Origin of the sequence: Bacillus sp. RC51, from assembly GCF_044908115.1 — a bacterium.
Taxonomy (GTDB): domain Bacteria; phylum Bacillota; class Bacilli; order Bacillales; family Bacillaceae_G; genus Bacillus_A; species Bacillus_A mycoides.
Map to the genome: position 1 here is coordinate 215,294 of NZ_JBIYCW010000008.1, position 13,775 is coordinate 229,068.

General features: G+C 35.8%; 15 protein-coding genes. 7 read left to right on the forward strand and 8 right to left on the reverse strand.

The genetic code is table 11. From position 1 onward, the window contains the following. Positions 1–233 precede the first annotated feature (233 nt). Positions 234–725, reverse strand: a complete 492-nt coding sequence (locus tag ABH959_RS17800; protein WP_404492990.1) for a DinB family protein — start codon at positions 723–725, stop codon at positions 234–236. A 355-nt stretch (positions 726–1,080) separates the two neighbouring features. Between ABH959_RS17800 and ABH959_RS17805 the strand changes: the two genes are divergently transcribed. The 6 genes from ABH959_RS17805 to ABH959_RS17830 all read left to right on the forward strand — a co-directional run bounded on the left by ABH959_RS17805 (position 1,081) and on the right by ABH959_RS17830 (position 5,940). Continuing rightward, on the forward strand, positions 1,081–2,124 hold the full coding sequence (locus ABH959_RS17805; protein ID WP_404492991.1) for an ArsR/SmtB family transcription factor: 1,044 nt from the start codon (positions 1,081–1,083) through the stop codon (positions 2,122–2,124). Between the two features lie 57 nt (positions 2,125–2,181). Next, the gene (locus tag ABH959_RS17810) at positions 2,182–3,396 is read left to right on the forward strand and encodes an MFS transporter (RefSeq protein WP_404492992.1); all 1,215 of its coding nucleotides are present in this window, start codon (positions 2,182–2,184) and stop codon (positions 3,394–3,396) included. A 97-nt stretch (positions 3,397–3,493) separates the two neighbouring features. Next, positions 3,494–3,820 (forward strand): heme-degrading monooxygenase HmoA, encoded by a 327-nt coding sequence (gene hmoA / locus ABH959_RS17815; RefSeq protein WP_002084853.1) that lies wholly within the window; start codon positions 3,494–3,496, stop codon positions 3,818–3,820. Positions 3,821–4,004: 184 nt separating this feature from the next. Further along, positions 4,005–4,442, forward strand: a complete 438-nt coding sequence (locus ABH959_RS17820) for a VOC family protein (RefSeq protein ID WP_016091644.1) — start codon at positions 4,005–4,007, stop codon at positions 4,440–4,442. Between the two features lie 166 nt (positions 4,443–4,608). Next, a complete protein-coding gene (locus ABH959_RS17825; protein ID WP_219302828.1) occupies positions 4,609–5,313 on the forward strand; it encodes a nucleotidyltransferase domain-containing protein in 705 nt (234 codons plus the stop codon). Positions 5,314–5,520: 207 nt separating this feature from the next. Further along, the gene (locus ABH959_RS17830; protein ID WP_404492993.1) at positions 5,521–5,940 is read left to right on the forward strand and encodes a VOC family protein; all 420 of its coding nucleotides are present in this window, start codon (positions 5,521–5,523) and stop codon (positions 5,938–5,940) included. A 500-nt stretch (positions 5,941–6,440) separates the two neighbouring features. On the opposite strand, the gene ABH959_RS17835 is transcribed toward ABH959_RS17830, so the two are convergent. From ABH959_RS17835 to ABH959_RS17845, 3 genes are all read right to left on the reverse strand, one after another. Then, entirely contained in the window at positions 6,441–6,899 is a 459-nt protein-coding gene (locus ABH959_RS17835) for an SRPBCC domain-containing protein (RefSeq protein WP_113937568.1), read from the reverse strand. 70 nt (positions 6,900–6,969) lie between these two features. Further along, positions 6,970–7,944 (reverse strand): helix-turn-helix transcriptional regulator, encoded by a 975-nt coding sequence (locus ABH959_RS17840; protein WP_113937567.1) that lies wholly within the window; start codon positions 7,942–7,944, stop codon positions 6,970–6,972. Positions 7,945–8,220: 276 nt separating this feature from the next. Continuing rightward, complete coding sequence (locus ABH959_RS17845) at positions 8,221–8,823, reverse strand: hypothetical protein (RefSeq protein WP_404492994.1); 603 nt, start codon at positions 8,821–8,823, stop codon at positions 8,221–8,223. 185 nt (positions 8,824–9,008) lie between these two features. On the opposite strand from ABH959_RS17845, the gene ABH959_RS17850 reads away from it, so the two are divergent. Beyond that, a complete protein-coding gene (locus ABH959_RS17850; RefSeq protein ID WP_404492995.1) occupies positions 9,009–9,791 on the forward strand; it encodes a class I SAM-dependent methyltransferase in 783 nt (260 codons plus the stop codon). A gap of 166 nt (positions 9,792–9,957) precedes the next feature. On the opposite strand, the gene lsrF is transcribed toward ABH959_RS17850, so the two are convergent. Genes lsrF through ABH959_RS17870 form a run of 4 tightly spaced genes read right to left on the reverse strand, consistent with a single transcriptional unit; the run spans position 9,958 to position 13,629 of the window. After that, positions 9,958–10,740, reverse strand: a complete 783-nt coding sequence (gene lsrF, locus ABH959_RS17855; protein WP_242245819.1) for a 3-hydroxy-5-phosphonooxypentane-2,4-dione thiolase — start codon at positions 10,738–10,740, stop codon at positions 9,958–9,960. 6 nt (positions 10,741–10,746) lie between these two features. Then, a complete protein-coding gene (locus tag ABH959_RS17860; RefSeq protein ID WP_404492996.1) occupies positions 10,747–11,109 on the reverse strand; it encodes a cupin domain-containing protein in 363 nt (120 codons plus the stop codon). Positions 11,110–11,134: 25 nt separating this feature from the next. Beyond that, a complete protein-coding gene (gene lsrK, locus ABH959_RS17865; RefSeq protein ID WP_404492997.1) occupies positions 11,135–12,697 on the reverse strand; it encodes an autoinducer-2 kinase in 1,563 nt (520 codons plus the stop codon). Beyond that, entirely contained in the window at positions 12,697–13,629 is a 933-nt protein-coding gene (locus ABH959_RS17870; RefSeq protein WP_113937562.1) for a sugar-binding transcriptional regulator, read from the reverse strand. Before ABH959_RS17870 ends, lsrK begins: the two co-directional genes overlap by 1 nt. Between the last annotated feature and the right edge of the window lie 146 nt (positions 13,630–13,775).

Sequence of the window (13,775 nt, forward strand, 5' to 3'; positions counted from 1 at the left end):
GTTAGAATCTCATTTGCTTTTTTTGTACTTATTTTGCTAAATGTAGAATCATATGCTTATCTATCATCTTTAATCATTGCTTATCCCGCTATTTGTGGGCAGTAAAACTCCCACCTCAAAATTCAGGTGGAGCAAAGAAGTTAGGTGGGAGATCAACTGTCTGTAAACGCCCGATTGGTGAGGGCTAATAATCAGTGGGGATGAAAAAACCCCCCACTGATTAAAGTTTCACTTTATAAATATGAACGATGAGATGGCCATGAACCTTGGAGTTTACGAAGTTGTATAATTTGACCTGTATGATATGCATCGTGCAATAGGATATTCATATATTGTTGCCAAACTGGTAGAGACGGACTTGGTTGATCCAGTTCTGCTTCTTGAAGGGATGTTAATGAAGATTGTAAGGCATCATGTACTTGGAGTGTTCGCTTCACTGTTTGTTGCCAAGCATCATCATCATTAGGTCCACCTTGGAAAAACGTGTCATCATTATTTTGTGGAGTAACAAATGTGTCATCTTGATGTAAGCGGGAAAGTAAGCGCTCTTTAAAGGTTAGTAAATGGTTTGTATTTTCCCAAATCGTATTACTGGCCTTTCCTTCTGGGTGCCAACATGCTTGTGCAGCGGTAAGATTCTTTAACGCTTCTGATATCGGTGGGTACCATTCTTCTTCGTAAAAAACTTGCTTGACTCCATTTTGCAACATTTCTTTTTTACTCATTCGTATAGCCTCCTTAACTATGAGATAGACCGGCAATAAGTGTTAGAGAAATTAGGTAGAAACGTACCTACTTATCATCTAATTGATATTTGGAAGTTTCTAAAAGAACAATACGGCGCCGTTGTAGCAATTGCAGAAATAAACTTATGCTTTCTAAATCATTTTTCTTACTGCAATAAATTCTCCTTTCTCTTCAATAAACCTGCCTCATAGTTGAACAAGAAAATCAACTGTAGCTTAAATTTAAAAACTTGTAGCAATATAAAGTTTCATAAAGTTTTAAAATTCTAAAAAAATAGAAGGTATAATTCGATAAATACAGAATTAAATACATAGCAAATAAGGAGGGGATAAAATGGAAGTCTTTCACGTGACGAGTAGAAAGAGGGAAACGTACAACGTTGAAATGAAGTATTCGATACTTTTCGAATGCGCACTTGGCATTGCGGCAATTACTCATAAGAGGTTAATCGATACTCTTGAAAAGACTCAAAGTGAATGGGAAGAAATTAGAAAATCGTTACCTCATGAAATGATAGAACATTTACAATTTGTCGAGAGGCATAATACGTGGAAAGCGTTGCTTCAGTTACTGTATGATGGAGATTTTACGGATTTAACTCAGTTTGTTCACAATATCAATTCGCTATCGGAAGTAGATTTTAAATATGTGTGCTTACCGTTTTTAGGAGAAATCCATCAAGAAAAAAGACGTTTAGCCGCAAGTGGAGAAGCATCTGTAATACACGAACTAAAGGAGCTGACACATGATCATCAGTTTTTCTCTACGTATATAGAGTTTGTATGTCATGCCGATGTGCATGAACTAAAAACGCATTTAATTGCCGTTATGACAGGGTGGTATGACAGTGTTGTTAAAAAAGAGGCAGAAGAAATTGTTTCTATACTAGAGCGAGATTATGAAGCGAAAAATGAAATGAATAAAAAGATGCAACCGGAAGAGTTTGTAGAGTGGGCAACAGGTGGCGTTACATATATGCCAGAGCCAAGTGTTCATCACGTACTTCTTATCCCGCAAATTACATACAGACCGTGGAACATAGAAGCTGATATTGAAGATACGAAAGTGTTTCATTATCCAGTCGCAAATGAAAGTATACATCCAGAAGATCCGTATGAGCCGAGTTATTTTTTAGTTCATAAACATAAGGCGCTCGGGGACGAGGCAAGGCTTCGTATTGTAAAACTACTCTTTGAACAAGAGCGTACGCTGCAAGAAATAACGGAAAGATTACAACTAGGAAAATCGACAGTACACCATCATTTGAAACTTTTACGTTCAGCAAAGTTAGTTGATATTCAAGACGGAAAATATGTATTGAGAAAGAAAGCAGTGCAGTCTTTAGCGAAAGAATTAGATGCATTTTTGAATAGATAATATACAACGAGAATGTACATAAAGGGAGGAATTTAATAGAAAAGTTGGTGAGCTATAGTGAAAAGTGTATTGAAAAACCGTTCATTCTTTTATATGTGGATTGGTAGTGCAATTTCAGAATTAGGCGGGGCTTTCGGGACGTTATGTAATTCAATTCTTGTATATGAGTTAACAGGGTCGAAAACAGCATTAAGCAGTATGTGGTTACTATATCTAATTCCTTCTCTCATACTGCAACTTATAAGTGGGCCATTTATTGATAAATGGAGCCGAAAGTGGATTATGATTTTTTCGCAATGGATGCGGGCATCTGTTTTCTTACTGCCTTTGGCGATGCTAGTTACTAGCAGTATAGAAGTTTGGCACATTTACGTTGTCCAAATTATAGTTGGTCTCATTACGCCTCTTTATACCCCTGCGAGCCAAGCGATTACACCAACTGTTGTGAATAAAGAGCAGCTTCAAGACGCGAATGCGTATATTGATGGAATGACTCGTCTTATGATGTTTCTCGCGCCAGTAATAGGTGGTATCGTCATTAAATTTATTGGAATCGAACTTACGCTATCTTTCGTATGTATGTGTTTATTTATAAGCGGAGGATTATTGCTTTTCATAAAAGAAAAGAGGGTACAGCAAGAACTTCGAAAAACGTGGCTAGAGCAGTTTCTTCACGGCTTTACATACTTTTTCACAAAACCAGTTATCGTTTGGCTTGGTATCTTTCTAACATTCGTTCAATTTGGAGTAGGAGTAACGATGGTTACGAATCTTCCTTATATTAAAGACGAACTATCGGCAGGGTATGCTGAATACGGTTATTTTATGGCAGGATTCCCACTTGGCTATGTAGTTGGTTCCATGTTAGTTGGGAAAGTGAAGTATAGAAGCCGTAGATTACTTATGCTTGGAGGATTATTCGTAGGGGGCCTTACTTACATTTCACTAGGTTTAAATAATAGTATTATTATTGCGATTGTAATCGAGGTAATTGCTGGTATTTGTATTTCATTTTTCAATGTTCATAATACGACGATATGCCAACAAACTGTCCCAAATAATATGATAGGAAAAGTATTTTCAGTGCGATTATTTTTCATACGATCGGCAATGCCATTAGGTGTGTTATTAGGGGGAATACTGAGTGAAATGTGGGGAGTGAGAGTACTATACTTTATCATTGGCTCGATTATATGTGTCACTTCTTTAATAGGAATATTGCTTCCGTATTTCAAATTTTTAGATGAGGCGATTGAGGAGAAGTCAGCATAATTCTAAAGATTTGAAACTTTATAATTGAAAATAATTATCATAATCAATTATAATAGAAGAATACTAGTATTCGTATTACAAAGAGGGAGTGGAATATATGTTTATCGAAACGAAAACATTTACAGTAAAAGAAGGTACATCAGATATAGTTGTAGAGCGTTTTACAGGAGAAGGCATTATTGAAAAATTTGAAGGCTTCATCGACTTAAGTGTTCTCGTGAAAAAAGTGAGACGCGGAGATGAAGAAGTAGTAGTTATGATTCGCTGGGAATCGGAAGAAGCATGGAAAAACTGGGAAACGAGTGAAGAGCATTTAGCTGGACATAGAGCGGGCCGCGGTAAGCCAAAACCAGATCATATCATTAAGGTTGAGCACGGGGTTTATTATGTGAAATCATCGAAATCGGCTTATCAACAGTCGTAAAAATACATTTGTTTAATTATATTCTTTCGAATAAATAACCATCTATCTGCTTACTGATAGATGGTTATTTATATTGAATAAAGAGAATGATTCGCATGTGATGTAAGAAGAATTAACGGACAGGTTAAAACTAGAAATGTTATAATATAAACTCGATTAGTGAGTAAGATTAGGAGGGACAATAATGGTTCAATCGATAGTTCATATTGCATTAGTAGTAAAAGACTATGACGAGGCAATAGAGTTTTATACAAAGAAACTAAATTTCACATTAGTTGAAGATATTTATCAGCCAGAAGAAAACAAACGGTGGGTAGTGGTATCTCCTCCAGGTTCAGTCGGCACAACAATATTACTAGCTAGGGCATCTAAACCTGAGCAAGAGCCCTTTATTGGTAACCAATCAGGCGGTAGAGTATTTCTTTTCTTAAATACTGACGATTTTTGGAGAGATTATAATGAAATGATTTCAAGAGGAATAGAATTTGTGAGAGAACCGAAAGAGCAATCATACGGAATTGTTGCAGTATTTAAGGACTTATACGGGAATTTATGGGATCTACTGCAACTAAAAGATGATCACCCAATTGCACAAAGAATTAATAGTAAGCAATGCGACTAAGCATTTCACAAGTATGTAAAAATTAGCAGTGTTTATAATGGAAATGTATGAGAAAAAATATAATTCAATATCGTTTAAAAGGTGTTTGCGTATTTTAGAAACTGAGAAATATCGATATATTATTATAGGAATTCTATTACGTGCTCAATAACTTTGGCGGGTAAAAATGATAGAAAATCTTTCATTTATTACATATGAAAACCATAAAGAGTTAGTACATAAAATTCTAAATGAATATATAGCTAGGAATGAAGAGTGTGGATTAATGCTCATCGGATCTATAGCAAGAGGTGACGCATACCCCGAATCCGATTTAGATTTATACGTTCTTTTAGAGAATGGACAAAAGAAAGATTTTCATTCTGAAAAGAGAGAAGGTATTTTAATTGAATATAAGTATGCAGATTTTAATAGAATTCAATTAAACTTTAAAAATAATCCAATGGAATTATACTCTTTTCTAGAAGGAGAAATTTTATTTGATAGTAACGGTGAGTTGAAAAGGTTAAAGGAAATAGCTCAACATAAATATGAAAATTATTCTGTTTCTAGTGATAAAGTAAAAGGCATTTCTCATTGGTTACATAGTTCGCTTATTAAAATTCAGGCTGCTTTGAAAGCAAACGATGAGTTAAAAGCTTCATACATAGTTCACACATCAATGTGGACATTGCTAGAGGGAATATGGGCTATTAATAACAGACCAACACCTCCAGCTGGATCTGCTTTGAAATATATTGAAACATTATCTAAAGTACCGACGAATTTTGCAGGTTTTATAAATAAATTGTTTTTAGGTGATACGACAGAGCGTATCTCTTCAGCAGTTTTCTTGATTGAGTGGATTTTACTTAATTTGGAGAATAAATAATATGGCTATAACACTTGTCAACTTATATAGGTAAATCGATACTCCATGTCGAATTTTTCATATGATTGCATTCATTTCGAAAAACGTTCTAAGCTATAGGAAAAAGCATAAGACTATAAAAAAGTCTTAGACGGTATATCTTTCTTTACATATGTAAGTGTTATCAATATGAGTATATATACCCTCTGCTTAAAAGGAGATGAGTAAATGAGGTTAAATCATATGAATCTATGTGTTGATGATTTATCAGAAGCTAGACATTTCTTTGAAACATTTTTTGATTTTCAATTTTTGGAGCAAAAGGGAAAGGCACTTGTAGTAATGAGTGATGAGAGTGGATTTATACTTGTGCTAAGTGATCCAAAAGCATTTAAGGGGAATAAGGAAGTTATGTATCCTGAAGCTTTTCATATTGGTTTTTTAGTGGAAACTTCAAGTGAAGTTGATCAATCATATAATCGTTTAGTAGCTGGTGGCATTGAAATAGACAAGGAACCGTATTTAATGAGAGGTAGTAGTTATGGTTTTTATTTTACAATGTTTAATGGATTGTTAATTGAAGTATCTTGCCTTGACTATAGAGATGGTAAGAAAGTCTCAAAACTGAATGGCACTCATCAAGAATAATTCTTTGAAGGTGTATATATAGCCCCTTATCCAGTTTGGAAAGGGGCTTGTTATCATAATGCTCGTTATTCAAAAAGCTAAATTTAATCATTTGAACTACTCTCATTTAACAGGTTAACTAGCTGTTTTTTTAGTTAAGGTAAATAATAGGGGAAATATGGAGTTATCAATGTGTTGGCTTGAAATAAAGTTTAATCAAAAACACTCCACAAACCCATATTATATGGTAAATAAGAATAATCCATTTTGAAAAGAGATTAATTAAAATGGATTATTCTCTAGCAGTTTTCAGTTATGGTGTTATAAAAAAGTTTAATCATTTTCTCAAAGAAATCAGTTATATAGAAAAATTCTAGGTCACGGTTAAGTTTTTTAAGTCACATTTAAGTTGTTTACTTCACAATCAGTGAGCTAGGCCAAAAAACATAATTCTTAAAATACAAATTCGTTCAGGAGCTGAAATCCAATATTTTCTTTCTGTTAAATCATTTATGATGGACCTATGAGATTTCACCAAAGTCTAGTGTACTTCCTGTTTCTACTAAAGTCTTTGTATTATTTAATATCATCCACCAGGCCTTGTTGCTGTTCTCATAATAAGGATCATCTTCTTTCCATTGGTCATGAATGAGTATTAATTTCGTGCATGATCCAATAGGCTTTAGAATATAAGAAATTCTTGACTCAAATGCACGATTATCTTTCATATAAGACTTTCCAGGATAGTGAGTAAATCGAAGTAACTGATTTGGTTCATATTCCAATACGTTTCCGTATACATGCACCGTTTCATTTCCATCTAATCCAGGACCTACATATTCCAAGAGATCGCCCACTTGAAATGTAGATCGAATGATGGACCCATAATAAATTTGTTTTGTACCCTCAGGAGAAATCAATGCCTTCCAAACTGCCTCTGGTGAGCCTGCAATATAAAATTCATACATCAAATTCTTCATGATTTTTATGCCTCCTAAAAATTTAATTCGCTACATGTACATTATAAAAAAACTTCACTGACAATTACGGTCAGTGAAGTGAAGGGTTTTTATAATGATTGAATAATTCAAAGCTGATAGTTGCCAATCTTTCTTGTAATAAAGTTGGTTCCAGAATGCTAATAGATTTACCATAAGGGAGAAGGAGGTAAGGTACAAAAGTATGAATAGACTCTATATCAACCTTAAAAAGGGCTTGATTGTTTTTTCGTTCTATTAAAGCATGGTTAAATAACCAATGCTGACATAAATCATCAAGCGCATGTGACATGCCTTGGATACGGACAGAAATGAGTTCTTTAAGTTGGTTTGAATCAGGTAAAATGTCTTTTAGAAAGAAAGAACGCGCTGAAAATTCCAAGGGCCGATCAAATTTTTTATCTGTTCTGGATAATGATTGAATACGATCGATTCGAAAACTTCGAATTTCTTTACGCAGATGGCAATAAGCTACTGTGTACCACTTGCCTTTCCAATAAACAAGACCATAAGGATCAATATGACGTGATTGAGGTTCGATTTCTCCACCCTTACGATAAACAATAAATAACCTATAACTTTCGGCAACAGAAATTTCTAAATCTTGAAGAATAGATTTCAAAGAGGGTTCAACAGTAGGATGGATGACTTCAAACCCTCTTAAATGACGATTGATATGATTCAATTGTTCCTCATTTGTATACATTTTCAATTTAAAAATTGATGTATCTAGTGCTTCACTAAAGGGATACCCTGCATCTATTGCAAATTTTGCAGCATGGACAAGCGCTTTCTGCTCATCCAAATTAAAAAACAAGGGTGCCTTTGTAAACTCATTCAGTAAACTGTACCCACCATTATGCCCTGCATCTGAAATAATTGGTACTCCACTTGCACACAGAGCATCAATATAGCGGTACACCGTACGAATACTGATTTCTAATTCCTCTGCTAATTCCTTAGCAGTCAATTGTTTTCTCGTTTTGAGGAGCCATAAAATAGAAAGCATGTTAACCATTTTAGACATATATAGACATTCCTTTCGCAAAGATTCAAGATAAGCATTCTACATTAGTATAAAACATTCTGCTTCTCTATTAATCATATTCCAATTACACAATCTGGCCCTGTAGTGGAGTAACTTTATTACTACCCAATAGTTCCTTAATCAGCCTTTCAGTTCCGATCTTCTTTTCATTTTGCACTATAAATACACGCTTTTAGATAAATAGATTAAAAGGGATAAAATAACGCATCTTTTAGTCAGAAATCCGACTTATGAGACAGCTCATTTATTTATTTATTAATCTAATCGAATTTCAAACTCAAGCATAGCTTGATCTTTCATAAATGGCATACTTTGCTCTTTAAATCGTAAGCTTATTCCAGACAAATTATCAGGAAGAGTAGGGGAAACTACAAATTGGTAGCTCACATGTCCATCTGTTCCAGTCCATCCTTCTGCCCAACAATCGTATGTATCATTTATCGATAATTCAACAAGGCTATGTGTATTTTTTTCGTTAAGTGTTTTGTTTTTCGAATCCCATTCTTTATATAAGTAAATTACACTAGCGTTAGAATATTGACGAATAAAGGTTACAGTATACACAGTTCCTTTATGTTCATAAGTTTTTAAAACGGGTATATGTTTTTTAAACTTAGTCGCTTTGACGCGAGGTTTAAACTCATCTTCGTCCATCATAGATGAGAATAATGAATTTAAATAATCGGGATATAACCCGTTCTGCTTTGCCCAATTAGAAATGGCTTCATCTGGTGGGAAACCCGGATTCCCATTCGAAAGTTCTTTCCGTTCTTTTAATAAAGAGCAAATTTTTTCATCAATAGAAGATAAGCGTTCATCATAATGATCAGTAGGGCGTTCAAAAGGCATTCGTTGCATAATCATTCTTCGTTTTTTGCAATATAATCAATTAATTTAAATATTTCGAAAAATAGGATGTTTATGTGTTAAAATAAATATAGAAAACCATTTATTAACTATCGGCAGGTTAATAGAAAAAGGGTGTAAATAGTTAATAATGTCACAATTAAAATGCAACTAGATAGTTAGGAGGAATCATTATAATGGATACTACACAACAAAACAGTAATGCATGGGATAAGAAGGTTGAAGAAGGTTCTAGATACACTCAACCTGTAAGTAGTGAGGTTATTGAAAAAAGTAAATCAGGTGAATGGGAAATCACAGTCACCACAGAAAAATCAGTTCCTAGAGATTGGTTTCCAAAGTCATTAGAGGGATTAAAGATACTTTGTTTAGCATCAGGTGGAGGGCAACAAGCACCAGTACTGGCTGCTGCTGGAGCAGATGTAACAGTTACTGATATATCTAAGAAGCAATTGGAACAAGATGAAATGGTAGCGGAACGGGATGGATTAACTTTAAAAACAGTACAAGGAGATATGTCAGACCTTAGTGATTTTGAAGATGAATATTTTGATATTGTCGTAAATCCTGTTTCTAATTTGTTTGTAAAAGATGTTTATCTTGTATGGAATGAGATTTCAAGGGTTTTAAAGAATAAAGGTATTCTTATTTCTGGATTTACAAATCCTTTACTATGGATTTTTGATGACAACCAAGAACAAAAAGGTATTTTGGATGTTAAACATTCAATACCTTCATCAACATTGGATTATTTACCAGAGGATGAAGTTCAAGATTATATAAATTTAAATCAAACAATAGAATACGCACATACTCTAGAAGATCAAATCCAAGGTCAAGTTGAAGCTGGTTTTGTTATAACGGGTTTTTACGAGGATGATTTTGGTGGAACAAGGATATTAGATAAGCATATTAAAACTTTTATTGCTACAAAAGCTATAAAGTTAAAGGTTGATTAAAATTTTTGGCTCGTTAGTCGAAGAAGGAAACTTGAAAACAATAAAAGTTCAATATATGTCAAAAAGGATGGCAAGTGCCATCCTTTTCCTTGTGTAGTTTGAGTGTCAAAACAAGTTTTACTCCTCTTAACTGAACCCGTTATAATAAATGGTCCATCTTTTCACCTTAATTTTTCACATCATTATATAGTTCCAGCGCCTCTTTCACATTCAATCTATTTTTCACAATGCCATGAATTGCTTGAATCATCGCAGCTGGATGTTCGGATTGCCATATGTTTCGGCCCATGTCTACTCCAATTGCACCTTCTTGCAGTGCATTGTAAGTAATGTTTAATGCGTCTTCGATTGAATCTAGTTTTGGGCCGCCCGCGATTACGACTGGAGCAGGGCATGTGCTCGTGATTTTTTCGAATCCTTCGCAGTAGTAAGTTTTAATAATGTCAGCTCCCATTTCAGCACATACGCGGGAGGCGAGTGCCAAAAAGCGAGCTTCACGTTTTTGTAGTTCTTTCGCAACGGCGGTAATACCGAGTACTGGCAGGCCGTAATCGTGAGCTTCAGAGACTACGTTTGCGAGATTTGAAACAGTTTGTGTTTCATAGTCTGATCCAACAAAGACAGAAACGCCGACGCCAATTGCGTTTTGTTTTACTGCTTCTTTCACAGGTGTAACAATTGTTTCATTCGCTAAATCTTTACCGACTACAGTTGCCCCACCTGATACACGCATAACCATTGGTGTGCTGCAATTTTCAGGTATACAGGAGCTGAGTACACCTCGTGTTAAAAAGAGGGAGTCTGTATATGGAAGCAAGTTTTTAACTGTTTCTAACGGTTGTTCAAGTCCGTGAATCGGTCCTAAAAAGTAGCCGTGATCTATCGCTAACATAACTGCTCTGCCGTCAGGCAAAATTGTGTTTAATCGATTTTTAAATCCCCAAGTCATTAGGAATCACTCCTTCGTTAATATTGGATTTTCAGTTTGTACAGTATCTTTATTTGGTAAATGTGGTGACTTTATAAAAACAGCTTTAAAAGGCTTATCAGAATGGTTAATAAGATAATGGGATTCATGAGGGCGAACTTGCAAGACATCCCCTTGTTTGATCGGAACTCTCTCGTTATTCACATAGAAATCTATTTCGCCTTCTAACGCATAGAAGACTTCTTCGCACGTTGTATGATAGTGATTTTGAAACTCTTGCCCAGGCTGAATAACGACTAGGCCAAGATCGATATTTGGACCTTGTATTAAATATTTAGGCCCGTTATCACCGAAGCGATAGGTGAAATCATCTTCATTCACTTTAAGCATAGAAATCACTCCTTTATGTAATGTGTTACAGCGCACCTGGCGCAATCCACATATGTGAGGTGAGCCCTTTATCGGCTAAAGCGAGCTGACTGTCATATACGGTTTTCCATGTTTCATAGAACTCCTTATAGAGTTCATGATTTTCAGTGACTGGCTCGAATGTTTTTTCCCACTGTACAAACTGTTTGGCAGTCTCTTCCATAGATGAATATATTCCAGCGCCAACACCAGCAGCAATTGCAGTTCCTAAAGCAGCTGCTTCTTTCACAACGGGTACTTTTACAGGAATGCCGAGTACGTCTGATAGAATTTGAGGCCATAGTTTTCCTTTAGCACCACCACCAGCAAAAACAACTTCAGAAGGGAATGTACCTGTGAGATTTTCAATTCGTTTTAAGTTTCCAAGTGTAACGAAGGCGGCATTTTCTTCAATAGCGCGGAACATTTCTTTCTTCCCACATTTGTCAGCATCTAAGCTTAAATTTAAAAAAGAAGGTGCGGCATGACGCCAAGAGATATAGTTCATGACGTTTGAGAAAGTAGGGATAATGCCATGTGAGCCGACAGGTACGTCTTTCGCTTGTTCTTCTAACAATTCATATGCATCTACACCGAGTTTTTCAGCGAGTTTCTTTTCTTCTTGGCAAAAAGCATCTCGAAACCAGCGCATAACGAGGCCTGGGAAAAAGGCGATCGTTTCATATTGCCAAAGTTTAGGAACGACATGGCAATTTACGCGAATCGCAGCATGCGGATCCGTTATTGGTTCAGTAATGTTAACTTCTTGCTGCCAAAAGCTACCCCCGCATATTAATGTTTGATTTTGCTTAACAACTCCAGTTCCGAGTGATGCCATTTGTGCATCTCCGCCGCCAGCAACGACAGGAGTTCCTTCATGTAATCCTGTTAATTCAGCACTTCGTTTTGTGACATTCCCAATAGTTGTACCAGCTTCATTTACTTTTGGAGAAAAGGCTAGAGTAAGACCGCATTGCTCAGCGATGGAGTTATCCCAAGCTCTATTTTGTAAATCGAATATACCGGACGTACATCCATTTGAAGAATCAATTTGCAGTACGCCGCACAATTTATATAAAATCCAATCGTTTAACATCGTAAAGGAATGAATGTTTTTGTACACGTCTGGTTCATGTTTTTTAATCCAAAGTAAGCGAGGTAAAGCACCTAACGAAAAAGTTTGACCGGATTTTCTATATAAATCTTCTTCAATTTCGGAACGGATTTTTTTTAGTTCACTAACTTCCGCTGATGCGCGGCCATCAACATTTGCACAAGCCCATATTTCTTGCCCGTTTTTATCGTATAAAACAAAGCCTTCGCGCATGCTCGTTGCACTTATGCCTTTAATAGAATAGGGGGACGTATTACTTTTTTGCAGCATATCCTTTGTACATTCTTGGACGAGCTGCCAATTTTCTTTTACATCAAAATTCATAGAACCGGGATAACGACTATCGGATTTATGAATCCATTCTTTTTGACTGACTGCAAGCTGATTTCCTTGTAAATCAAAAAGGACTGCTCGAATACTTCCTGTACCAGCATCGTAAGCTAATAGAGTAGACATTAAGAGTCACCTTCCTTTCTTAATAAGGAGAGAGCAGTTTCTTCATCGGTAATTAATGTATGAATGAATTTTCCTTTTAAGGCGCCGAAAATTGCGTCTAACTTTTCAGTGCTGCCAGCTACACCAACGACATGTTTCATACTTTGAAGAACAGAGAGTGGTGTGCCGATAAGACGGTTATGATGGGGAAGCTCTAATTGTTTTCCATCAGTATTATAAAATTGACCTAAAATATCTCCGGCTCCGTTCTGACTACGTATATATGTCATTTCATGTAGCGTTAATTTTTCTTCTTTTACAATTGTGGCATCTTGAGATAAACCTCCAATGCCGACTACTGCTGTATGAGCAAGTGAAGCGACGTGAAGCATATCTTTCACGCTCGGTTCTGATAGAATACTTTGTGCCATTTGGGTTGTGGATGCTAGAAAAGGGGTAGGGATAATGTGAAGATCTCCTTGCATGTAGTTCAAATAGTTTTGTTTCCTCGGAATATAGTGGTTAACACCGCCTGTAAGAGTAACGATTGAAAGATTCATAGAACTTTCAAAGTGGATGTTTTCTAACATGTTACTGATCGTCTCTCCCCAGCCAATGCCGAGTAAATTGCCTTGTTGCAGGTGAGTTTCTAAATATTGTGCGGCAGCTTTTCCGAGTGAAGATGCATAATCTTCTGTTGGCGTTGGAATAACGAAAGCATCTTTTAGATGGAACTTTTTCATAAGGCCACGTTCAATACTTAAACAGTGCAAACCAGTACCTTTTACGTGAAAGGTGACGACACCTTCCGTCCGTGCTTTATCTAACAACCGAACGACTTTATTGCGTGAAATGTGAAGAAGTGAAGCAATTTCTTGCTGGGTTAATTGATCTTTATAATAGTACCAAGCTACTTTTGTTAACAAATTGTCTTCAAAGTTCAGCTGTGACATGCTCTTCATCCCTTTCAACAATTGACCACTGCTTAAACATATGTGCTCGTTATTTTGTTTATTCCAGTTGAAGCGATAAATAGTCCAGTGAAAAAAGTGTTCTAGATATGAAAAAAGAAATATACAATGCTACAAAACAAGTAGAA